Annotated in this window: 19 protein-coding genes; 7 read left to right on the forward strand and 12 right to left on the reverse strand. The window is 66.7% G+C overall.

The genetic code is table 11. The features are described 5' to 3' along the window. Positions 1–278 precede the first annotated feature (278 nt). Entirely contained in the window at positions 279–761 is a 483-nt protein-coding gene (locus tag P3H15_RS42705) for a cupin domain-containing protein (protein WP_072943200.1), read from the forward strand. A 280-nt stretch (positions 762–1,041) separates the two neighbouring features. Here the strand turns inward: P3H15_RS42705 and P3H15_RS42710 are convergent, their stop codons facing one another. After that, on the reverse strand, positions 1,042–2,292 hold the full coding sequence (locus P3H15_RS42710) for a pitrilysin family protein (RefSeq protein ID WP_276142822.1): 1,251 nt from the start codon (positions 2,290–2,292) through the stop codon (positions 1,042–1,044). Positions 2,293–2,753: 461 nt separating this feature from the next. After that, a complete protein-coding gene (locus P3H15_RS42715) occupies positions 2,754–3,953 on the reverse strand; it encodes a Fic family protein (RefSeq protein WP_276142823.1) in 1,200 nt (399 codons plus the stop codon). 43 nt (positions 3,954–3,996) lie between these two features. On the opposite strand from P3H15_RS42715, the gene P3H15_RS42720 reads away from it, so the two are divergent. The 4 genes from P3H15_RS42720 (at position 3,997) to P3H15_RS42735 (ending at position 6,865) form a co-directional block, all read left to right on the forward strand. Continuing rightward, entirely contained in the window at positions 3,997–4,272 is a 276-nt protein-coding gene (locus tag P3H15_RS42720) for a hypothetical protein (RefSeq protein ID WP_276142824.1), read from the forward strand. A 556-nt stretch (positions 4,273–4,828) separates the two neighbouring features. Beyond that, positions 4,829–5,044: a hypothetical protein gene (locus P3H15_RS42725; protein ID WP_276142825.1), complete on the forward strand. Its 216-nt coding sequence runs from the start codon at positions 4,829–4,831 to the stop codon at positions 5,042–5,044. Between the two features lie 811 nt (positions 5,045–5,855). Continuing rightward, positions 5,856–6,203, forward strand: coding sequence for a hypothetical protein (locus P3H15_RS42730; protein ID WP_276142826.1), 348 nt, complete (start codon positions 5,856–5,858; stop codon positions 6,201–6,203). A gap of 536 nt (positions 6,204–6,739) precedes the next feature. Further along, positions 6,740–6,865, forward strand: a complete 126-nt coding sequence (locus tag P3H15_RS42735) for a hypothetical protein (protein ID WP_276142827.1) — start codon at positions 6,740–6,742, stop codon at positions 6,863–6,865. 542 nt (positions 6,866–7,407) lie between these two features. On the opposite strand, the gene P3H15_RS42740 is transcribed toward P3H15_RS42735, so the two are convergent. From P3H15_RS42740 to P3H15_RS42760, 5 genes are all read right to left on the reverse strand, one after another. Then, positions 7,408–8,604 carry an MFS transporter gene (locus P3H15_RS42740; protein WP_276142828.1) on the reverse strand — a complete coding sequence of 399 codons (1,197 nt, stop codon included), beginning with the start codon at positions 8,602–8,604 and terminating at the stop codon, positions 7,408–7,410. A gap of 110 nt (positions 8,605–8,714) precedes the next feature. Then, positions 8,715–9,836, reverse strand: coding sequence for a C45 family peptidase (locus P3H15_RS42745; protein ID WP_276142829.1), 1,122 nt, complete (start codon positions 9,834–9,836; stop codon positions 8,715–8,717). Continuing rightward, positions 9,833–10,633 (reverse strand): crotonase/enoyl-CoA hydratase family protein, encoded by an 801-nt coding sequence (locus P3H15_RS42750; protein ID WP_276142831.1) that lies wholly within the window; start codon positions 10,631–10,633, stop codon positions 9,833–9,835. The genes P3H15_RS42745 and P3H15_RS42750 overlap by 4 nt, the downstream gene beginning before the upstream one ends. Next, positions 10,630–12,816: an acetate--CoA ligase family protein gene (locus P3H15_RS42755; protein ID WP_276142832.1), complete on the reverse strand. Its 2,187-nt coding sequence runs from the start codon at positions 12,814–12,816 to the stop codon at positions 10,630–10,632. The genes P3H15_RS42750 and P3H15_RS42755 overlap by 4 nt, the downstream gene beginning before the upstream one ends. 2 nt (positions 12,817–12,818) lie before the next feature. Next, positions 12,819–13,592, reverse strand: a complete 774-nt coding sequence (locus P3H15_RS42760) for an enoyl-CoA hydratase/isomerase family protein (protein ID WP_276142833.1) — start codon at positions 13,590–13,592, stop codon at positions 12,819–12,821. Between the two features lie 453 nt (positions 13,593–14,045). On the opposite strand from P3H15_RS42760, the gene P3H15_RS42765 reads away from it, so the two are divergent. Beyond that, positions 14,046–15,461: an amino acid permease gene (locus tag P3H15_RS42765; RefSeq protein WP_276142834.1), complete on the forward strand. Its 1,416-nt coding sequence runs from the start codon at positions 14,046–14,048 to the stop codon at positions 15,459–15,461. Between the two features lie 79 nt (positions 15,462–15,540). On the opposite strand, the gene P3H15_RS42770 is transcribed toward P3H15_RS42765, so the two are convergent. Further along, entirely contained in the window at positions 15,541–16,452 is a 912-nt protein-coding gene (locus tag P3H15_RS42770) for a MurR/RpiR family transcriptional regulator (RefSeq protein WP_276142835.1), read from the reverse strand. Between the two features lie 246 nt (positions 16,453–16,698). On the opposite strand from P3H15_RS42770, the gene P3H15_RS42775 reads away from it, so the two are divergent. Further along, on the forward strand, positions 16,699–17,295 hold the full coding sequence (locus P3H15_RS42775; RefSeq protein WP_346348844.1) for a histone-like nucleoid-structuring protein Lsr2: 597 nt from the start codon (positions 16,699–16,701) through the stop codon (positions 17,293–17,295). Here the strand turns inward: P3H15_RS42775 and P3H15_RS42780 are convergent. From P3H15_RS42780 to P3H15_RS42795, 4 genes are read right to left on the reverse strand one after another with little or no spacing between them, the layout of a single operon-like run. Next, positions 17,292–18,218, reverse strand: coding sequence for a dioxygenase (locus tag P3H15_RS42780; protein ID WP_276142836.1), 927 nt, complete (start codon positions 18,216–18,218; stop codon positions 17,292–17,294). The two genes, P3H15_RS42775 and P3H15_RS42780, sit on opposite strands and share 4 nt — an antisense overlap. Beyond that, positions 18,215–19,306 carry a maleylacetate reductase gene (locus P3H15_RS42785; RefSeq protein WP_276142837.1) on the reverse strand — a complete coding sequence of 364 codons (1,092 nt, stop codon included), beginning with the start codon at positions 19,304–19,306 and terminating at the stop codon, positions 18,215–18,217. Before P3H15_RS42785 ends, P3H15_RS42780 begins: the two co-directional genes overlap by 4 nt. Beyond that, a complete protein-coding gene (locus P3H15_RS42790; protein WP_276142838.1) occupies positions 19,296–20,399 on the reverse strand; it encodes an alpha/beta hydrolase in 1,104 nt (367 codons plus the stop codon). Before P3H15_RS42790 ends, P3H15_RS42785 begins: the two co-directional genes overlap by 11 nt. After that, the gene (locus P3H15_RS42795) at positions 20,396–22,003 is read right to left on the reverse strand and encodes a bifunctional 3-(3-hydroxy-phenyl)propionate/3-hydroxycinnamic acid hydroxylase (RefSeq protein WP_276142839.1); all 1,608 of its coding nucleotides are present in this window, start codon (positions 22,001–22,003) and stop codon (positions 20,396–20,398) included. The genes P3H15_RS42790 and P3H15_RS42795 overlap by 4 nt, the downstream gene beginning before the upstream one ends. Between the last annotated feature and the right edge of the window lie 53 nt (positions 22,004–22,056).

A 22,056-nucleotide genomic window follows, 5' to 3' on the forward strand; every position in this document is an offset into this window, starting at 1 on the left:
CATGCGGGTCTGCGACCGTGAGGACGGCGTCGACGATGTGCGGGTTGCGTTCGAGATCCACGCACTCGCAGACGCGATGACCGGGATGTCCGCAACGGGCTCGCCCCACCCTGCCCGAACGGGCACGGATGGACCACCCCGCCGAGTTCGGCTGCGGCGATCCACGTACGCCAACGCCTGTGCGGGAACCCATCGGGGTTGCGACTGCCCGTCGAATCAGGTGAAGGCTTGTTCCAGAGCCGGGGGCGCGGCAGGATCGGAAGGGAGGACCGAAAGCCATGAACAGCGAGACCCCCGACTGGCGCAGCAACGGGGTACGAGTTATCCCGCCCGATTCGCTCGACCCCAACACACCGCAGACGCCGGGCATGCACCGGGCCGCCGCCATCACCCACGACCGAGCCGGCGCCGACAAGATCTGGGCGGGCACGGTCACGATCCGTCCCGGCGCCCGCACCGGCGCCCACCACCACGGTGAGCTGGAGAGCGTGATCTACGTCGTCCGCGGTCGGGCCGCAATGCGGTGGGGCGAGCGCTTGGAGTACACCGCGGAGGTCGGGCCCGGCGGGTTCATCTTCGTGCCACCCTACGTGCCGCACCAGGAGATCAACGCCCTCGACGACGAGCCGTTGGAGTGTGTGGTGGCGCGCAGCGGCCAGGAACCGGTGGTGGTAAACCTGAACATCGAGGGCGTGCCCGACCCCGAGCATGTGCCCTGGATCGACCCCGTCCACCCGGCGCCGGGTAACTCCGTCACGTAAGCCCCTCGGTAAGTTCGGGGTCCGCATCGGTCGTTGGGTCGGTTCGCCATGGTGGACGATCGCCTGGTACGACGCCCGGCGCGCCTGCGCGTCCTCGTGAAGCTCGCCGGATCCAGACCCGGGTGAACGCGTCGATCTGGCCGGGGCAAGGTCCTGCTTGCTCGTCGACACCGGACGTTATCCCAACTCCATATCCGAGAAGCGCGTGGACAACGCTCGCGCCGCCGTGCTGTACCTCGGCGGTGTGGGCGCGATCGCTGCCGCGATGACTGCGCGCAGCTCAAAATTCCTCTGCGTCGTGCGGACCGAGGCAGGCAACGGACGGCTTGTCCTGATCGATGGCACTGGCGATGTCGTGTACGTCATCGAGGGTGACCGCGTCCAGGTCGGCGATGAGGGCGTCCGGATCGAGATCGCCATGGTGGACGATCGCCTGGTGTGCCGCGTGCAGCGCCACCGTGTAGGTGTCCTCGAACGCCAGCACCCGACGCCCGGCAGCGACCGCGCGTGCTCGTGCGACTTCCTCATCGGTCGGTCCCCGGGCACACAGTTCGGCGACGATCTCGCGCATTCGCGTGTATGCCTCGACACAATTCGCGGACGCGAGGCCGGCGGCGAGGTTCAGCACCGCGACGTCGGCACACGCGCGGATGCCCGCCGAAATCGAGTAGCACAGCCCCCGCTGTTCGCGGATCTCGTCGTTGAATCTGGAGCTCGGTGAGCCGCCGAGAATGATCGCGCAGATCCTCGCCGCGGCCCGTGCCTTGGCATCGGTGACGTCGTAGTCGAGGCGGTAACTCATTCGCAAATGGGACTGATTGGTGTCACGCCGCTCGACCAGCGTCCGCGGCAGAAAATCGGGTGCCGATTCGTAGGGCTCCGGCTCTTCGAGCGTGGGGAACCGTTCGAACAGGTCGGATGTTTCGCCATCGTCGGAGACGTGGTCGGTATTGCCAACGATGAATGCGCTGCCGCGACACCCAGCCCAGCGGCGTTGCCGGAACGACAGAAGCGCCGCACGCGTGAAGGTGGGCAGGTGTTCTACTCGGCCGAGGACGGGACGGCCGAGCGGGTGGTCGCCGAAAGTTGCGAGAGCGCTCATTCGATTCGCGACGTAGGCGGGCTGGTCGAGGTAGCGGGCGATCTCCTGGGCGACCACGCCGCGCTCCTTGTCGAGATGGTTGTCGTCGAGCCGGGGTCGGGCGACGAAGTCGGTCACCAGGTCGATGGCCTGCGGTGCCGCCTCCGCGCGAACTGTGATGTGAAACGCGACGAGGTCGTGGGAAGTCGCCGCGTTCGTCCGAGCGCCCAAGTGCTCCGCGGTGCGGTTGATGGTGCGGTGATCTTCGTATTTCTCGCCGCCCTTGAACACCACGTGCTCGAGGAAATGTGCCATTCCATTCTCATCGCGCCGCTCGGCGCGTGCGCCCGCGTCGAAGGCGATCAGGATGGTGGTTGCCCGCGTGCCATCGACGCGAATCCGATGCAGGGGTAGGCCGTTGTCGAGAGTCTCGGAGACAATTCGAGCCATCCGTAGCAGTCTAGGCACTCGGGATCGACCCCGCCGGGGCATTGGTCACCTTCGGGATGCTGCCACCACACGGCCCCACCAGAAAGGTCCACCCATGGCGGTGGCAGCACTCATCCCGACCGGCGCTACTGATCTGCGTATTCGGATCCATTACCGGAGAGCCGGATGATCGGGAAACCATCAAGTCCGGTTCGGCGGGAGGCCGCGCGGAAAGGATCTGCCTCACCAGACACCTCGCCGCGGGGCCGACCCCATCTGCCTGGCTCACCGGCCACCGACGTATGACCGTCCGCTACGAGCGCCATGGCGAACACTTTGCCGGCTTCCTCGCCTCGCCGCCGCACTCACCTGCTACAAGAAGCCCTCCACATGAGACGCACTCTCAGGGGATCGTGTATTGGATCGGCGTAGTAGTGGGGCGGTGCTCTGATTCCACTGTCGGGAGTGAGAACCCACCGCATTCATCCTCGGCGGCGTTTGGCGCGGGCGGCGAATTCGTCGAGGACATGGACGACGTCCTTGGCTTGCCAGATCCGGTTGCGTCGTCCGTCGGTGATCTGGGTGAGTATTCCGGCGTCGACCAGGCGGTCGATAGCGATTTGCGCGTTGGCGCCGGTGACCCGCAGCGTGGAGGTTACGAGTTTGCTATCGACGGCCGGTTGGCGAAGGAGGAGGTCGGCGAGGCGGTGTACCGCCGCGTCTCGTCGCGCCGTCACCCGGGTGCGCCAGTCGGCTCGAACCGTTTCCAGGTCTCGAACGAGGGTGCGGCCGTTGGCGATGGCGGCGAATGATGCTTCCGCGATCGACAGCATGATCGGCTCGAGGTTGCCCGACCGGTACTCGTCGAGGGCTTGGAAATAGGTGGCGGTGTCGGGCAGGAGGCCTGCGGACACCGGGACGGCGACGCTGCGGGTGAGCTGTCCGCCGCGCAGCATCGCCTGAATCAGGGCGCGACCGACGCGTCCGTTGCCGTCAGGGAACGGGTGGATGGTTTCGAACTGTGCGTGTGCGACCGCTATTTGGGCGACCACGGGTACGTCGACGCGGTTGGCGAAGGCGATCAGGTCGTCGATCAGTTCGGGAACGCGGTCATGGTGTGGGGGGACGAATTGCGCGGTGTGTGGGCCGAGGTTTCCGCCGCCGATCCAGACCTGCTGTTGCCGCCATCGGCCGGCGATGTTCGGATCGCCGTGTTCGAGCAGTGCCCGGTGCATCTGCAGGATCGCGTCGGCGTCGATGCGGTCGGACAACTCCAATGCGGCCTGCATGGCCCGGACGTTTCCGACGATCAGGCGGGCGTTGCGGGAGGCGTACTCACCGAGTTCGGCCAGCGCGATCTGGCGTGCCCCGCTGGTGAGGTTCTCGATCTCTGAGCTCGATGCACTCTCGGTGCGGAGCAGAATGGATGCGAACGGGGCGGTGATGTGGCCGACCTCGGCGTCGAAGCGGGTGAGTTCGGTCGCCGCTTCCTCCGTCAGTGCCTGCAGTTCGTCGTTCAGTGAGATGGTCCGGTTCGCGATGAACGGCGGCACCGCCGCGCGATAGGGGCCGGCGGTGAGGCGACGTTCGCGTCGAGATCCGTAGTCGCCGGTGGTACTGACCCAGGGATGCTCCTCATGCGCGACGGGCGGCCACCGCTGTCCGTCATCAACCGATGTCATACCCGGACCATACTATTGGTTAGTAACTTATCCAATGGTATGGGTGGTGTACTCGATGACGGCTCGCCGCCTGGTGTGGAAGGTCGTTCGCAGCGCCGCCACCTGGTGCCGATGGTTCGATGTGGTGCCGTTGACCCGGGATTTGGATATGTGGGTCGACAACGAGGGCGCGATCCAGGTGGACGCCGAGGTGAATCTGACGGCGATTGCGCGTGCCCACGGGGCGATCTGGCGGCCGTTTTGCGATGCCGTGGTCCCGGGGGCCCCGGCGCACGACGGCACCGGAGCCGTGGTGGGCCTGTCTGACGCCCAGAAGTAGGTGGGTGAGATGTCGGTGTCGGCGGTGGCCACCGAGTTGGGCGTGACGGGGCACAGTCATAGTTGTTGCGACTGAGTCGTGCAGGCTCTCGTGCGCTGCAACGACGGGCAGTTTGTTGTGCTCGGGTTGTCCCGACGAGACGCGTCGGGCATCGATTCGTTCGCCGGCGCCGCTGTGGGACGCCGTCGTCTTTTGCGTCTCTGGTGATTCTGGTGCGATCCTTTGGCCGTAGGGTGCCTGCACGCGCTTGCATCTACGGGTGGTCGAGAGGCGGCACGGTGCCAGTGCTGGCACCGCGATGAGGGCCTGCCCTCATCGAGCTGACGTCAGCAATCCAACGATTGCAATCGCAATCACCGAGGCGACACCACAGATTGTCCACGCCTGCACAGCGGTGCGGCGCCAGTGGGGAGTGTGGATCCTGATGGACGGCGCGGGGGCAGTCCTGAATTCACTGATACTTGACTGTTCGGGTTCATTGCTGTGACGGTGCGACATCGCATCCGCGGCGAGCGCTGCGCTGAGGGAGGCGACCACCACAATCAACGTGACGGCGATGACCACAACAGTCCAGGGCATATGGCTACCGAGCCTTTACGATTTCTGGGACGTCGACGGGATGTGGTCGACCCGGGCGTGGGGCGCGAATCATGGAGAGGGTCGAAGCATCACCGGTGCCGCGATGAGGCCGGCGAATGTCGCGGCGACGATCGCTGCGGTGGCGCCCAGTGAGTTGGTGACCATCCAGGCGGGCATGGCTACAAGAAAATGAGGCAACCGCACCGCAGTCTGGATGGGTGAAGCGTTCCTTACCGCCGCGTCTCCACTGTTTCATGGGTAGCGAGGGATGCATTCCATGCTCCATTCGCAAGGGATCGATGCAGGCGGCGGTAGAATCGGGGTCTGATTGGCAGGCCGCCTGCGGGGTTTGTTTGTCTCCTCCGGTAATGATGAGGAGTGACTTGGATCGCAATCTAGTTGCAGGGCTTCGTTTGTACCGCATTGCTGTCGGGAGCGCCACTAGGCAACTGTCCATGTTCAGAACGCGCGAAACCCTCCGGTGAAACACGGGATCGCCGACATTGACCGCCGCCAGTGCTGGATCGGCTCACTGTGCGCAGGGATTGAGTTGGTCAAGCGTTATGCGGGGCCGAACGAATACCCGCCTGTGGCGTAACGCGGACGCCGAGCAGCGACCTGCGCAGAGAGACGGGCTTCGCACTCGTTGTTCATCTGTCCGAGGGCACGACCGCTACTTTCCGCGATGCGCCGGGTGGCGAGATCCGGATGGAGGGGCGAACCAGAATGTGAATCGCTGACATTCCTGGTCGAGTGACGTAATACCGAGTCGTTGCAGCGTGTTCCATTCGGCCTGGAGATGGGACTTTCGCGTGGGGGACCGTCTGGGGCTCAGTGTGATCGGCGCCGAGACCCGCCTGGCCGGTGAGCGTCGAGGTCGATTCGATGTGGCATGGTGATCGATACGACAGCCAAACTCGGCATGAGCGCTCCCCGGAATGCACGGACATCAACGGGACCTAAGACTCTGTGCAAGTGCCTTTGGCGAGCCTACGATTCCGCGGGTGACACTCGGCTCCCTATCCATGGCCCTCCTACGCGTGAACTATCGGCTGGCGCGGCTTCCGCTACAACTGATTGAAGACTTGGCGGTGTCGCGGCTCGACGAACAGGAGCCGATACGGCTTACCTACGAGCAGATCCTGATCGGCTGCGACCGTGCAGCGGCGTGCCTGCTCAACGATGAGAACGCGGCAAGGTGCGCGGCGGACCTCGAGCGACGGACCACCTCGGTGCGACTGCTGATTGCTCGTGAAGATCATCGCGTCCGGCGCCGTGGTGTGATCTTGCTCGATGAGCAGCGTGAGCGGTTTCATCGACGCCGCCAGAAGGACGCGGGTTCGCCGAAGTGACGTGTGCCGGTTTCGCCGTTGCGGTGGTGTGAGGTCGGCACAGCGGCCGGCGAGCCGCCAGCCCGGGTGGGGCGAAGGGAGGTTTCGCGAATCATCAGGGCCCGTTCGGCTACTGACTCCCACGGTTCATCCAATGTGAGGTCGTATCGCACGTAACTTCCGTGATCACTGGCTAGCAGATCGCATATTCGTGCTGCGTTGATGGGGGAAGCGTAGGTGTACGGCCAGCCGCTCGCGTGGAACTGCGTGGACTGTTGTTCGGGGTGCAGTCTTCCCTCTCTCGCAATGACGATCGTAATCCACGCTCGGTTCTCGACATCACGAGACGGTCGAATCCTCCTGCGGGAAGGTGAATTCGCCCCAAAGGAGACCTGATACCTGTATTGCCGGGCGCTTCGATGCACCATGCACAGCAATGCGCGATTGATTTGTGCTGTGCGTTGGATTTCGACGGCGCGGAGCTGACGGCATATCTGCGTGACGAATCCATCGACGTACGCGGCAGGCGGAATAGACGCCTACGAGAACATCTGCTGGTGGCGGTCGGACTCACCATCCGCATCGTCGGACAGATCACCGACAGCTGGCGCACTGCTCCCACGTTCCGGCCGGTACTGGGGCCGTCGGGAAACGGTGGCCTCGACGTCGTGACTCGCCGGTAAGGCGAATACGTGCACCCGGACGACACGTTCGACACTTTTCGCATCATCGTGTCCGAATGGGACGAATCGAGGTGTCCCACTGGGCCGTGCAATTTCGGGTCCGGGTCCAACCCGCAGTACCTATCGAGGTGGAGGAACAAATGCGTGCATGTGAAGTCGTCGCCGCGTTTTGGGGACGACCACCCGCTCGCCCTCCACGACTGATCCGGCCGCTAGCTCGATCTGCGGGAGATATCGCCAAGATCTTATGGAAGAAGGTCACCAATCTCGGTCTCGATGGTCGCCTGGTGCTCGCGGACCGCCGAGACGATAGGTATGAAGCTGTCGTTCCCGCCGTTCTTCGTGGCCGCCGCTGTCGAAGCCCTCGCCGATCACCCCGGTGATCAGCCTCACCACGGTGCGGCAACGGCGGGAAACGGGCTTTGGCCCAGCAGCTCTGCATCAAGCACAAGTTGAACTCGAACCAAACCTGACGATTGCCATTTGTCTCAATCGATCTGGGCCATCGCTGAGCCGAGACCGACCAGTTGTTGTCGTTGCTGTCACTCGTCGTCCGGCGAGACGACGCCGAGATGGCGGCGGAGCGGTGCGGCCGCGGTCCCGGCGCCGACGACGAGGGTGAGCGCGGCGATGGCGCCGAACCCGGCGGTGAGTGTGGCGACCGCGGCGACGCCTCCGACGAGTAGAGGTCCTCCTGCGTCGCCGAGTTCGCGTCCGAGTTCGGCGGCACCCATGGTCTGTCCCATCCTTTCGTCGGGAGTCGAGCCGGCCAGCGACGCAAAAGCCAGCGGGGTGATCAGTCCCGTCCCGGTGCCGATGACCACTGCTGAGAGCAGCACACCGAGCAGGCCGGGGAGCATTGCACACCCGAGTCCGGTGGCGGTGATCAGCAGGCCCAGAGCCGTTCCGGTGCCGGCCGAGATGCGACCTGCGTCCAGTGCCCGCCCGGCTCGCGGCTGCACGAGGGCGGCGCAGGCGGCGAGGACGGACACGGCAGCGCCGGTCGCGACCGAGCCGAGCCCGGCGGCGGCACCGGCGACCGGCAGGAATCCCACTCCCACCGACAGCGCCGAGGTTGCGAACGCGAGTGCGACGGTGGGCCGGAGAAACGCCCGATCCGTCAGACGGCGTGCCAGGTCCAGGACGGTCTGTCGATCGCGCGGCAGGGGTGGCAGCGCGGGCACCACGCGCGCCGCCCATGCCGCGATGGTGAGCGCGAGGGCGGTCATCACCGCGAACAGCAGTGTGAGGCCGCCGAGCCACACCAGCACGCCGCCCAGCAGTGGGCCGAGTGTGTAGCCGAGGCTCTTGTAGAAGCCGTATGTTCCGAATGCGGTGCCGTGCCCGGCTTTCGGCGTCATCCGCGCGACCAGCGCACTCGCGGCCGGGGAGAACGCGGACGCGGCGGCGCCCTGCCCGAGCCGGGCCGACCACAGCCAGTCCGAGTCGCCCACCACGACGAACAGGGCGGAGGCCGCGGCGAATCCGATGAGGCCTCCGAGCAGGACCGGTCGGGCACCGATCCGGTCGGCGAGTGTCCCGAACACGGGTTTGAGCACTACCTCGGCGCCGTCGTACAGCGCCAGCAGCAGACCGAGATACAGGAGGGAGCCGGCCGGGTCCTCGAGGTCGAAGGCGAGGTTCGCCGCGACGGCATGCGCCCCGAAGGCCGTGGTGAAACCGGCCGCGTACAGCGGCCACATCCGCCACCGCGCGGCCGGTGACGCGGCGCCGGTCATGGCCGTTCGCTGTCGGCGGCGGGTTCCGTCAGCCAGCGCGCTCCGGTTCCCTCACTCGTCACCAGGAAAATGTAGCAGCGGCTACATCGGGCGAAGTCCTGCGCGTTACGTCACTCGGTCGCCGATCGTTCAGCGGAGGGCGGTCCCGCGACGAAGTCGGCCAGCGAGAGTGTCGCTGTTCGGTCGTGTCGGCTGCGGATGAAGATGGTTCGGTCGGTCAGGTTGGTCACGGTGGTGCACAGGGTGGCGAGGGGGTCGTCGCCCGCGGCGGTGCGGTGGACGCCGGTGGGAACGGGGGATCCGGCCAGAACTCGGTCGAACCAGTCGACGCCGGGTTCGACGGCCGGGGTGATGTTTTCGAGGACCCTGCCCCGAGCAAGACTTTCGTCGCGCTGCCCGAGATTGGCGGTGGCGGCTCCCGACGGCGCCCGGTCCGGTGGGTCGGGCATGAACCGGATGTGGTTGGTGTGCCATTCGAATGCTCTGTCGGATGAGAGTTCACGGACGGCGTGACGCCCCGCGGCGGTTTCGACGAGGGCGGCGCGACCGGTGTGGGTATCGCCGATCGTGTAGGCGAAGCCGCCGGCGCTGGGGTGGGTGCGCAGAAAGTCGACGGCGTCGGTGAAGGTGGTGCACTGCTGCAGTCGGCGGGCGACGAAATGGCGGCCGGGGGCGGCGATCGGAGTGGTGACCTGGATGTGGTTGATGCCCCACACCAGTCCGGCGGCGTTGGCGGCGAGTGTGTTGGAAGGCAGGAACCCGGGATACCACTGCACGGTGACCGGCAGGTCACCGTCGATGTGCAGGGTCAGGAGCATGAAGTGTCCGTCGAGGGCGGGGGCGCCGTCCTCGTTGTGCGCGATGAACGACGATGTGCCGCGCCAGGCGAGGTCCGTGCAACCGGTGCCGTCGTCGACACCGAGGTCGCCGCGCAGATTGGCCAGCAGCAAATCCTCGTAGGGCAGCGTGGCGCCGGCCGCGAGCGCACGCAGCTCGGCGGTGAGGTGCGGGTACGCCTGTTCGGTGGCCGTCGCCACGTCGGCCAGGATGCGTCGTCCGCGACCACTGCGGGTGAAGGCGTGCAGGCCTTCGCGTTCGGGTAACTGGTTCTGCACGGTGGTGATCGAGGCGCGGGCGTACTCACCCAGCAGGGTGAACGCGGCGATGCGTTCACCCGTCACCACCACCCATCGCAGTCCGGCGACCGTGGTCTCGTCGATACGGGCGTTCATCGGCCGCTGAACTGCGGGGCTCGCCGTTCGAGCATGGCCCCGACAGCCTCGTGGTGGTCTTCGGTGTGATGCGCAACAGCCTGCATGGCCGCCGACAGCTCGAGGATGCTCTCGAGGCTCTGGTGCTGCCCTTCGCGCAGCAGCCGCTTGGTCATCCGAAGCACGTGCGGTGGGTTTGCCGACACCCGGGACGCGAGTTCGTGTGCGGCGGTCAGAAGGTGCTCGGGCTCGGTGACCGCGGAGATCATGCCCCACTCGAGTGCGGTCTGCGCGTCGATCGCCTCACCCGTGAAGGCCATCTCACTGGCCCGGGCCATGCCGATGGCACGGGGCAGCAGCCAGGCGCCTCCGTCGCCGGGAATGATGCCGACCTTGACGAAGCTTTCGGCGAACTGCGCGGTGGTCGAGGCGATCCGCAGGTCACACATCATTGCCAGGTCGCAGCCGGCGCCGATGGCTGCCCCGTTCACGGCGGCGATCGTCGGGATCTCGCAGTGGTACAGCGCTTTCGGGATGCGCTGGATGCCGTGCCGATAGCCTTGGCGGAGTTCGGCGGGAGACCCGCCGAACATGCCTTCCTTGTCGCGCATGTGTTTGACGTTGCCGCCGGAGGAGAACGCGGAGCCGGCGCCGGTGAGGATCGCCACCCGCACGCTGGGGTCGCGGTTGACCGCGGTGACGGCCTCCTCGAGCGCGTCGATGGTGTCGGCCTCGGAGATGGGATTCCGGGCCTCGGGGTTGTCGAGGGTCCAGACGACGGTGTCGCCGGTGCGGTCGGTCAGCAGGGGGTCGCTCATGCGTGTGCTCCAGAAAGAGTGTCGGACAGGACGATCCGCACGTCCACGGGGACGATCCCGGTGTTCGAGGCGATGACGGGGTTGAGATCGAGTTCGCTGATCTCCGGGTGCGCTGCGACGATGTCACCGACGCGGACGAGGAACCTGGCCAGCGCCGTCCGGTCGACCACCGGAAGGTGGCGGTAGCCGTCGAGCATGCGGGAGGCGATGGTCTCGTCGATCATTTCGTGGGCTTCGATCTCGGTGAACGGCGCCGCGCGGAAGGTGACGTCCTCGAGGGCTTCGACCATCACACCACCGCTGCCGAATGCCACCACCGGGCCGAAGATCGGGTCGTGGGTGGCGCCGACGAGGAGTTCGACGCCCTGATCGGCCATCGGGGTGACGACGATGCCGTCGATCACCGCGCCGCGCACGTTCTCGGTGACCGCGTCGATGATCGCCTGTGCATTCTCCGCGGCGGTGGCGCCGACGACGTTCAGTTTCACGCCGCCGACGTCGGACTTGTGGATCACCTGCGGCGAGACGATTTTCAGTGCACACGGCCGCCCACATGCGACGACCGCGGTGACGACCTCGTCGACGGTGCGGGCGAAGGTCCATCCGCCGATGTCGATCCCGGCGTCCTCGACGAAGGCGCGGGCGGTCGGCTCGTCCAGAATTCCCGTTCCCACCGCAGCACGAGGTGCGGGGGCGGGCAGGGTGAGGGGCGAACGTTGTGACGCGGTGGCTAGGCGTCGTCCGCGCCGGTCCAGTGCGGCGACCACCCGGACGGCGTGATCGATGGAACTGATCACCGGGACCCCACCGGCGCGCAGGCGGTCGTGGTTGGAGACAGTGTCCCCGGCGTAACAACTCTGCACCAGCAGGGGAACCCGGTGGGCGGTGGTCAGCTCGAGGAGCCGGTCGGCGGTGGCGTCCTCGACGTCTGTCAGGCTGGCGTCGAACCGCAGGTGATAACCGCCGTACAGTCCCACGATCAGCACCAATCCGACCGCTGGGTCGCGCATCAGGGCGTCCACCGCGTCGGCGAACACCGCGGGATCGGCGTCGGTGGCCCCGGCCACGTCGACGGGGTTGACCACCGACGCCGGCCCGCCGAGCAGATCACGCAGGACCCGCTGGGTCCGGTCACCGATCTGCGCGAGTTCGATTCCGCGCGCGGTCAGTGCGTCGGCGGCCAGGGTGGCGTGGCCGCCGCCGTCGGACAGGATTGCAACCTTGCGGCCGGACGCGATCGGCGCGGTGGTGGACATTGCTCCTGCCACGACGGCCAGTTCGTCCGAGCGGTCTACCAATTCCGCACCGGCCTGGCGCAGCACCGCGGTGGCGACAGCGTCCGAACCAGCGATCGACCCGGTATGAGAGAGCGCGGTGCGCTGCCCGACCTCGGAGCGGCCGCCGCGCAGTACCACCACCGGCTTCTCCCGCACCGCGCTCGCCGCGGCGACCAGGAACGCCCGGCCGTCCGCGAAACCCTCCGAGTGGATGGCGACGGCACCGGTGCCGGTGTCGCGGGCGAGTTCGGTGACACATTCGTCGTAGCGGACGTCGGCCTGGTTGCCGAGACCGACGTAGGCGTGGAAGCCGGGACCTTTCAGAGCGCGGTTGTCGTTGACCAGGGACAGCAGCATGTTTCCGCTCTGGGTGACCACGCTGATCGGGCCCTTGGGCACGTCCTGCAGGCCCACCAGGTTCGCGCCGGTGGAGACGTTGAGCATCCCGGAGGTGTTGGGACCGATCACCCGCACACCGGTCTCGGCGATCGCTCGCGCGAGGTCGGCGTCGAGGTCGGCCCCGGAGTCTCCGGTTTCCTTGAATCCGTTGGCCAGCACCACCGCTCCGGCGATGCCGACCGCCGCGCACTCGCGCACGGCGTCGGGTACGGCGGCGCCGGGCAGGGCGATGAGGGCGACGTCGACGCCGTAGGGCAGTCCGTCGATCGAGGGGACGACCTCGAGTCCGAGGATCTCGGTTGCATTCGGGTTGACCGGGTACACCGGGTGCTCGTACCCGGCCTGCTGCAGCGCGCGCACGGCCTGGAAGCCGCGCTTGGTCGGGCTGGTCGAGGCGCCGACGATCGCGATGGAGCGAGGATCGAAGAGGCGCTGGAGCGCAGTGCGGGTTCCGGCGGGCGGGGCAGGAGCGACCGGGGCGGGGGAGGGCTGAGCCATCGTTGTCATCGCTACTTTCCCTCGAAGATCGGGGTGCGGCGCTCGGCGAATGCGGCCACACCTTCGGCCCAGTCCTGTGTGCTCATCAGCGCCAGCAACTCCTGCGGCTCGGTCTCGAGGACGATGTCGAGGGGGTCGTTACGCCGCAGCGCCGCCTTCATCCGGGCGAGCGAGAGTGGGGCCTTCCCGGCAAGGGTGTCGGCGAGCGCATACGCCGCGTCCAGTAGCTCGTCCGCGACGACGGCCGAGTGCGCCAGTCCCCACTCCAGCGCCTGGGCGCCGGTGAAGCGTTCGCCGAGGATCAGCATGTCGGTGGCCCGCCGCAGTCCGACGAGGCGCGGGAGCCGGTTGGTGACGCCCCCGCCGACGAAGGTGCCGATGCCGACCTCGGGAAAGCCCATCTGGGCGTCCTCGGCGACGACGAGGAAGTCGGCGCTGACCGCCATTTCCGCGCCGGCACCGAGTGCGTATCCGTTGACCGCGGCAACCACCGGGGTGTCCATCGTCTGAATCTGCTCGCAGACTCTCTGACCGAGGTCGAGGTAGTGGGCCTGCTCTTCCCGGCTGCGGGTGCCGGACTTGTGGGCCTTCAAATCGGCGCCGACACAGAACGCGCGGCCGGTGCCGGTGATCACGACCGCGCGCACGTCCGGATCGGTATCCGCCGCGACCAGCTCGTCGATCAGCGTCTGGTACAGCTCCTCGCTCACCGCGTTGAGGCGGTCGGGGCGGTTCAGGGCCAGGGTCGCGGTCGAACCCGAACGGGTTGCCAGGACGGTCGTCATCGTCTCACGTCACTTTCTCGTCGATCTGGTTGTAATGCGTTGTCCCGCTGATGGTGTGGCCGCAGGGGTGCTGCCGATCGCGGTGCTTCCGGGAAGGGCTTCTGTCATCCATACAACCGCATCGCCGGAGTATATGCAAGTAGAATTGCATGATGATGTGAAAGTGCAATTCTACAGCGTGACAAGCCGGTTGCGATCCCGTCTCCCGTTGTGGCGCCTGGTGATTCGGGTCGTGGCGCGGGCAATCGCCTTCGCGGCGAACTTCATTTCGTGTGTCATCCGCGACCTGACCGTTCGGTGTTCGGGCTGGTGGGGGCGCATTTCTGCGAACGCGACCTGAAATTGCATCTAGTAGACAGGGTGCAAATTGACTTGCATACCGCGGCGATGACGTGTTTCATGGCTGACACACAGTTACCTGGGTCACATCCGCGTTACACGGAAGAAGGCATCGTGCCAACCTCGATTTCCAGCTCGGAAACTCTCGAGCACTCCATCAACACTCGTCAGCTCACGATGATCGGCATCGGCGGCGTCATCGGTGCCGGTCTGTTCGTCGGCAGCGGCAAGGCGATCTCCTCCGCAGGCCCGGGCATAGTCCTGGTCTACCTGTTCACCGGGCTCCTCATCATCCTGGTGATGCGGATGCTCGCCGAACTGGCCACCGCGAGTCCCGAGACCGGTTCGTTCTCGACCTACGCATCCCGCGAACTCGGTTCGTGGGCCGGGCTTTCCGTCGGGTGGCTCTACGCGTATCACTGGTGCGTGACAGTCGCCTTCGAGGCGGTCGCCGGCGCCGCGATCGCGAACCAACTGATCCCCGCCGTGCCCACCTGGTTGTACGCACTGATCTTCATGACGGCGCTGACCGGGGTGAATCTGGCGGCGGTCACGTCCTTCGCGCGATTCGAATTCTGGTTCGCGATGATCAAGGTGACGGCGATCGTGCTGTTCATCGGTGTCGGCGTCGCCGCAATCCTCGGCGTCCTGCCGCACTTCGATTCTCCCGGCACCTCGAACCTGCTCGGGCACGGTGGATTGTTCCCGAACGGTCTCACCCCGCTGCTGATCGCCACCCTGACGGTGTTCTTCTCGTACTTCGGCACCGAACTGGTCACCATCGCCGCAGGTGAGGCGAAGGATCCGGTCAGGGCGGTCCGCAAGAGCATGCGCAGCGTCGCCTGGCGAATCCTGATCTTCTACGTCGGCTCCATCCTCGTCGTCGTCACTCTGCTGCCGTGGGACACCGCCGAGGTCACCAAGAGTCCGTACACCGCCGTGCTGAACCTCCTCGGCCTGCCCGGCGCGCACACCATCATGAACCTCGTGGTCCTCACTGCGGTGCTGTCCTGCCTGAACTCGGGCATCTACTCCTCCTCCCGGATGCTCTTCTCGCTGGCAAGCCGCGGGGAAGGACCCCGAGTGCTCGCTCGGACCGGCAAGTCCGGAGTTCCCGTGAAGGCGGTGCTCGCGGCCTCCAGCGCCGGTTTTCTCGCGGTCGTCGCGAACTACTTCCTGCCGACCGGCGCCGTGTTCACCTTCCTGCTCAGCTCGTCCGGCGCCGTCGCCGTGGTGGTCTACCTGTGCATCTGCGGCACCCAGATCGTCGGTCGCCGCAAGAAGGCGGCGGAGGAGAACGCTGCGCTCCCGGTCAAGATGTGGGGTTTCCCGTACCTGTCGTACGTGGTCGGCGTCGTCCTGGTCGCCATCGTCGCCGGTATGGCGTTCACTCCCGCCACTCGAACGCCCTTGGTGCTGACCGCGATCGTCACCGCGCTGGCCGTCGCTGCGGGCCTGATTCATCAGCGACGCACCACCGTTCCCGCCGGCAACAGCAACACCACGTTGGCCGAAACCCGCCGGCAGTAGCCCTCGCGCACAAAGAGAGTGGGGTGCACCCGATCGGGGTGCACCCCACTCTCCTGTGTGCGGACCGGGCGTGGATCGGCTAGTGGTGCTTGCCTGTCGCGGCATCGGTGACGTACACGCTGAAGCTGCTCAAGAGCTTCTCCTCCTCGAGGAGGGTTTCGCGCACCCGGTGTCCGAGAAGCTGTGCGACGCCGCCGGACATGGCCTGCGCCAGCGACGTGAACGCTGTCATCGACCGCAACACCGAGGCGCTCGACGCGTCGATGTAGAAGGTGTCGTTCGCCGACGCGGCAAGCGGAGAGCTGGCATTGTCGGTGAACGCGATGACGTGTGCGCCACTGTGCCGCGCCCACTCGGCGGCCCGGACGGTATCGACGCTGTAGCGGTGGATGGACATCGCCACGAAGCAGTCGCCCTCGCGGACCCGACGCAGGTCGTCGGTCAGCGAACCGACGCTGGCGTTGACTGTCTCCACGTCCTCGCGCAGCATGCGCAGCAAGTATCCGAGCAGATACGCCGGCGCGTGGCACTTGCGCAACCCCATGACGTGCACACGCGGCGCGCGGGCGAGATGCTCGACCGCTGAATCCCAGGTGGAACCCTCGATCCGGGCGAACGTGCGGGCTATGTTGGCCTGGTCGAGCGCGACGGTCTGTTCCAGCAGTCCTGCTCCCTCCGCAGCCATGTGCTCGAGGTTGTCGAACCGACGCAGCAGCTGCGCCTGCTCCTGGAGGCGTTCGCGGCACAGGCGCGTCAGCCCGGGGTATCCCTTGAGTCCCAGTCCCGTCGCGAACCGTACGACGGTGGCCTCGTTGACGCCGACCGCGGCCGCGAGCTCCGAGATGGTCATGAACGCCACCGCCTCGGGGTCGGACATCACCCGCTCGGCGAGCTTCTTGTGCGACGGCGACAACTTGCCCTCGCGCTGACGAATCTCGGTGAGCAATTCCTCGAAGGTCGCAGGACCCGCCGACTTGGACTTCGTGGCCATGCGCGCCCTCTTCTCCTCGAAATCTGTGGTTGATCACTGACGAGCTAACGCCATCGTAATAGTTGGGAACTTGCTTCAAGACGTGCTACTGCAATTGCCGTTGCACTCTTCGGGTGTTCGTTTCGAAGCGGTTCGTATGCGTCTGACGTGACTCGTGCACCACCGCTCCCGGGCGATTGAGTGCAGGCGGTCCAGGGTAGTCGGCTCAGGAGGCCGCACGGTCAAATCCATCCGTGGGAGTCGACGATGATGACCAGAATGCAGGTCGCGATCGCGGTGATCGTGGGATATTGGCTGGGCCGAGCCCGCCACACGAAGCTTGCCGCGGCGGGTGCCGGACGCCTCGCCGGCAGCCCGCTGGAGATGGTCGACCGCGCTGCAACGCTGCTGGAGGCATCGCCCGAGTTCGCCGCCCTCGACGAATCGGTGCGCGGTCAACTCCTCGACGCAGTGAAGGTGGCGGCCGTGACCGCCGGCACCGCCCGGAGCGACGTCGACATCGACCGTCTGCTCCCACACAGCGGTGACGGGATCCTCAGGACCGGCGAAGACCTGGCCGAGGACACCGCGGGCCTGGTCGAGGGCGCCGTGGGCCAGGTCGAGGATGTCCCCGCCGATGACGTGGAGACCGACAGAGACGACGACACCGACGACGAGGAACCGGTCGCCGACGCGTCCGTCGCCGACGCTTCTACCGCAGATGAGGGGAGTGCTGAGGCGCCTCCACCGTCCACTGCCGAGGTCCGAGCCTGGGCCCGCGAACACGGCGTCCCCGTCTCCGACCGCGGACGACTACGCGCCGAAGTCTGGGAGGCCTACACCGACGCCCACCCCGAGCGTTAGGCCCGAGTCTCGGGAGCCAGCACGATATCGAAATTGGTTCTGGCCCAGCTACGGTCATTCAGTTCGCGTCCATCCGGGGTGGGTGTGCCGGCGGGTTGCTGCTCGAAGTGGGTGATCAGCGAATCCTTGACGCCGAAGACGGAGTCTCCGATGTCGATCTGCGGATCGCCGGCAACGAAGATGTGGGTGACCAGCGTCCGCTGTTGCGGTGCGGAGACCATGAAGTGCAGGTGCGCTGCCCGCAGGGGGGAGCGGCCGGTGGCCTCGAGCATCCGGCCGACCGGACCGTCGTGCGGGATCGGGTACGGGACCGGCGTCAGCCCCCAGAATCGGTACCGTCCGGTGTCGTCGGAGAACAGGTGGGCCCGGCCGGCGATCCGGTGATCGTCGTACTGGACGTCGTAGTAGCCGTCCTCGTCGCATTCCCACACCTCGATGCGGGCATGGGGGACGGGACGGCCGTCGGTGTCGGTGACGGTGCCCTCGATCCAGCACGGTTGTCCGGTCGCACCGCCGGCGATGTCACCACCACAGGGGATTTCGGGTGTGTCGTCGACGAAGAACGGACCGAACACGGTCGCCTCGGTGGCATTCCGGTAGGCCTGATTGTTCACCGCGATCGTCTGCATGGAGGCGCCCAGCACGTCGGAGAGGAGGACGAACTCCTGCCGCGTGTCATCGGTGATGTTCCCGCACTCGGTGAGAAACGCGATGGCGGTGTTCCATTCGGCCTCGGTCAACCGGACCTCCCGGATGAAACCGTGCAGATACTTCACCAGGGACTGCATGAGCTGCCGCAGTCGCGGATCTGCGGTGCCGGCAAACGAGGCGACCACTCGTGCAACGAGTTCGGCCTCGACTGCTTGCTGATCGTCACTCTGTGCGGTGGCGGAATCAATCGCAGTTGAGGGCTGCTCGGTCATGATCGGCTCCGTGTGTTCAGGTTCGTGGTCATCGTTCTCGGATCGGATCCGCGCTGTGCCGCGCCGAGAAGGCGCCGCAGTTCCTCGGCCGTCACGCGGCGGGGGTTGGATCTCGGCACGGCCGGCAGGATCATCTCGACGGCTCGGTCGATATCGCCAGAGCGGAATCCATAGTCGTGCAGTGCTGTCGGAGCGCCGAGTTGCTGCCGCAGCCGCTCGAGTCCATCGACAGCTGTGGACGCCTCGAGAGCGGTGGCAATACGACGTTCGGCTCCCGCGGCCGATGCGGCGTTGAACGCGAGAACGTAGGGCAGCACGATGGCGTGGGTCTGGGCATGCGGGAGGTCGAATGCACCGCCGAGAACGTGGCAGATCTTGTGATGCAGCCCTGAGCCGGCCGAGGCGAAGGCAGCCGCGGAGAGGTAGGCCCCGTACAGGGCCTGTTCACGGCCGAGGACATTGTGCGGGTCGGTCGCGATCGCGGGTAACCCGGCGGCCAGTGCCCGAATGCCCTCCACGGCCAGCGCGCCGTTGATCGGGTCGGCACGGGGAGCCCACATCGAGTCGATGCAATGCGCGAGCCCGTTCAAACCCGAGGCAATGGACAGCTCCACCGGGAGCGACAGTGTCAGTTCGGCGTCGTAGATCACTGACACCGGCAGCACACGGTCGTCGACGCCGGTGGTCTTGCGCGATGCCTCGGTCAGCCCCCACACGTTGGTCGCTTCCGAGCCGGCGTAGGTGGTCGGGACCGCCACGATCGGCAGTCCCGTGGTCAACGCCACCGCTTTCGCGAGCCCGGTGGCCGACCCGCCACCGACGCAGACCACGACGTCGACGTCGTGGGTGACGGCCGCTGCCCGGGCCCGCTCGGCCACCGGCACCGGCACGTGCATCACCACCTCGTCGTGGCGATGCACGACCGGCAGGTCGGCGACGACCTGTTCGGCGCGCCCGGCCTCGGCCACCGAGGCGATCACCATCACCCGGGACGCGTGCAGCCGGGCCACCTCGCCGGCGAGCATCGCCCGCGCCTCACCCGTGGCGAAACAGACACGCTGCGGCAGGGTTTCGTGTTCAAAACGCATGGTGCGTCTCCCCTTCGCTCAGTGAGAGTCGGTCCGCGAACCAGTCGGCAACGACGTCGTTGCGCTCGTCGGCGTGGTTGTAGAGAGTGTGTTCGCCGTCGTCCCACACCCGCAGGACCACGTCGTCGCCCGTCGCTCCGTCGAGGAACGGTTGCTGGTCCTCCATGGTCACGAGGGGGTCGGCGCCTCCGTGCAGCACCAGCAGCGGGCACCGGATCGACTCCTTGTCCGGGTCGAAGCGTAGGCGGGCGAAGTTCGCGTTGATCGCGGACTCGTCGGCGGTGCCCAACATGGCGGCGGCCTGCTCGGCGAAGGCGCGGAACGGGAGCAACCGGGGCGCGGCGAACGAACCGTTGACACAGCATGCGCGGACGGCGGGATTGCGGGCGGCAGTCAGTGCCGCGAACAGTCCACCGACACTGTTGCCCCACACGCCGACCGGGCCACCGGACTGCTCGGTCGCGTAGCGAACGAAGTGTCCGTACGCGTCGGCCACATCGACGTCCAGGTAGATTCCGTGCCGCAGCCGCGTCTCGCCCTGCCCGGGGCCCTCGGCCAGTATGGTCGCCACTCCACGTTCGGCGAGCGCGTCGGCATAGCGCAGATACGTCGCACCCCACCCGCTCTGGCCGCCGAACACCACCACCGTGCCCACCGGAGTGCCCGCAGGCTGTACATGCCAGCCGACCAACGAGCCACGTTCGAACGGCAATTCGACCTTCCGCATCGATGACGGAACCACCGCGGCTGCCGCGGCGACCGCGGCGCCGAATCTGTCGTACAGCTCCCGTTTGCGGTCGGTGTCCGAATTGATCGCCATCTGCGCGAACACGAAGGCGGCGGCCGCGGCCCGGAACTGGCGCCGGGCGGTCACCGCGTGCCCCGACCCCAGCGCGCACTCGGCCAACTCCACCCGGTGCTCACCCAGGCGCTCGGCGGCCACATCCCAGCGGTCACCGGCGACGATCGCCTGCTCGAGAAGGATGACGTCGGCGTGGAGCATGCCGCCGTCGAGCAACCGGGTAGCCGGCATCGCGCGACGGTGCGCCGCATTCTCCGCCGAGAGCGCTGTCTCGATGACGGTGTCGGTCACAGTGCGGCTCCTTCGGGTCGGCGGGTCGGCACTCCTACGGTTCCCAACGCGGCACGCAGGCCATCGACGAGTCCGCGAAGCTCGTGCATCGTTCCCGCGCCGTAGAGGTGGAAATCGGGGCGCGCGAGGAAGGCCTCCATTCCGTGCGCGGCCAGGTAGTCGGTGTAGGTCCCGTCGACGTCGGTGAACGAATGCGGGCTGCCCGGCTCGGTGGTTGCGAGGACGGCGCCGAGCGAATTCAAGAAGGCCAGGTGGTCGGCATCGAGCACCGCGTGGGGATCGGTTGTCGTGACAACGACGAAGCCCCACCCGAGTACATCGTCGAATCGGCCCACTCGGTCTCCGACCGCGATGACGCCTTGCGGTGACAACGTCCCTGCCAACGACTGCGGAGTCCCGTCCTCCCGGGTGGCGATGACCCCGGTCGTGACGATGGGAAACGGTGGCATCGGCGGAACGTCGCCGCGCCGGAACGCGGCATCGCGGGCGGCCGCAGCCTCGGGATCCTTCAGATTCGCGACCCGGCCGAGTTCGACAGCGCACCGCTGGATGACCTCGACGTGGGGACGGCGTTCGGTCTCGTAGGTATCGAGCAGACCGTGGCCCGCCCGCCCGGACAACACCAGATCCAATTTCCATGCCAGCGTGATCCCGTCGCGCATCCCGGAGCACGCGCCCTGGCCCATGTACGGCGGCATCGTGTGCGCGGCATCGCCGGCGAGCAGTACCCGGCCGCTGCGCCAGCTGTCGGCGGTGCGGGCGGAGAAGGTGTAGACGATCTGCCGCAAGATCCGGATGTCGTCCGGTCCCAGGCCGTGCCGCTCACGGAACCACGACCACGCGAATTCCGTGGACTCCATCTCCTCTGGATCGTCGCCCGGCAACACCGCGACCTCGAATCGCTGTCGGCTGCGTCCGATCGGCATGAACATGTTCGGGTGCGCCGGATCGCAGTACTGCCGAGTGACCTCGAACTCGGGGCCGAGCGGACGGAGACACTCGGTGTCGATGTTCAACCAGCGGTCCTCGACATGTAAATCCGAGCGTTCGACGCCCAGCGCGTTGCGCACGAAGCTGTTGGCACCGTCCGCGCCCACCACATACCTCGCCGTCACGGTCCGGTCCTCGGATCCGCTGGCCCACTGCTCGTCCCGGTCCCGCTTCCACGGCCGGACCACGAGCGTCACCTGGTCGGGCTCCTGCTCGACGGCGACGACACCGACCCCCTGGTTGACCTCGACGTTCGGGTACGACCGGACGCGCTGATCGATCGCCGACTCGATATCCGGCTGGTACATCGAGTAATGGGCCTCGAACCCACTGGACCGCCCGGACCAGTCCACCTCGAGCAGCAATTCGCCGTCGCATCCGCGCCATTCGTACACCTGCTTCGGGGACGCATCACGCAGCGCGAACTCGATATCGCCGGCGGCCTGAACGATCCGCGCGGTCTCGCCGTCGATGTGAGTCAGGCGCGGGAGACCGTACAGATCCGGCCACCGCTCGAACACCACCACTCGGTGGCCCGCGCGACCGAGAAGCGACGAGAGCACAAGACCGGTCGGCCCGTATCCGACCACCGCGACATCGAAATCTGGGGACACCACAACTCCTTGCTACCTGGGGCTTTCTGCCCGATGCGATGAAGCTACGAGGG

This window comes from Rhodococcus sp. T2V (genome assembly GCF_029269925.1).
GTDB lineage: Bacteria > Actinomycetota > Actinomycetes > Mycobacteriales > Mycobacteriaceae > Rhodococcus_F > Rhodococcus_F koreensis.

Excerpts from the sequence above, each read along its gene's own strand:
- P3H15_RS42705 (WP_072943200.1), top strand. The coding sequence starts at position 279 with ATGAACAGCGAGACCCCCGACTGGCGCAGCAACGGGGTACGAGTTATC.
- P3H15_RS42710 (WP_276142822.1), bottom strand. The coding sequence starts at position 2,292 with ATGGCTCGAATTGTCTCCGAGACTCTCGACAACGGCCTACCCCTGCAT.
- P3H15_RS42715 (WP_276142823.1), bottom strand. The coding sequence starts at position 3,953 with ATGACATCGGTTGATGACGGACAGCGGTGGCCGCCCGTCGCGCATGAG.
- P3H15_RS42725 (WP_276142825.1), top strand. The coding sequence starts at position 4,829 with ATGACCACAACAGTCCAGGGCATATGGCTACCGAGCCTTTACGATTTC.
- P3H15_RS42740 (WP_276142828.1), bottom strand. The coding sequence starts at position 8,604 with ATGACCGGCGCCGCGTCACCGGCCGCGCGGTGGCGGATGTGGCCGCTG.
- P3H15_RS42745 (WP_276142829.1), bottom strand. The coding sequence starts at position 9,836 with ATGAACGCCCGTATCGACGAGACCACGGTCGCCGGACTGCGATGGGTG.
- P3H15_RS42750 (WP_276142831.1), bottom strand. The coding sequence starts at position 10,633 with ATGAGCGACCCCCTGCTGACCGACCGCACCGGCGACACCGTCGTCTGG.
- P3H15_RS42755 (WP_276142832.1), bottom strand. The coding sequence starts at position 12,816 with ATGACAACGATGGCTCAGCCCTCCCCCGCCCCGGTCGCTCCTGCCCCG.
- P3H15_RS42760 (WP_276142833.1), bottom strand. The coding sequence starts at position 13,592 with ATGACGACCGTCCTGGCAACCCGTTCGGGTTCGACCGCGACCCTGGCC.
- P3H15_RS42770 (WP_276142835.1), bottom strand. The coding sequence starts at position 16,452 with ATGGCCACGAAGTCCAAGTCGGCGGGTCCTGCGACCTTCGAGGAATTG.
- P3H15_RS42775 (WP_346348844.1), top strand. The coding sequence starts at position 16,699 with ATGATGACCAGAATGCAGGTCGCGATCGCGGTGATCGTGGGATATTGG.
- P3H15_RS42780 (WP_276142836.1), bottom strand. The coding sequence starts at position 18,218 with ATGACCGAGCAGCCCTCAACTGCGATTGATTCCGCCACCGCACAGAGT.
- P3H15_RS42785 (WP_276142837.1), bottom strand. The coding sequence starts at position 19,306 with ATGCGTTTTGAACACGAAACCCTGCCGCAGCGTGTCTGTTTCGCCACG.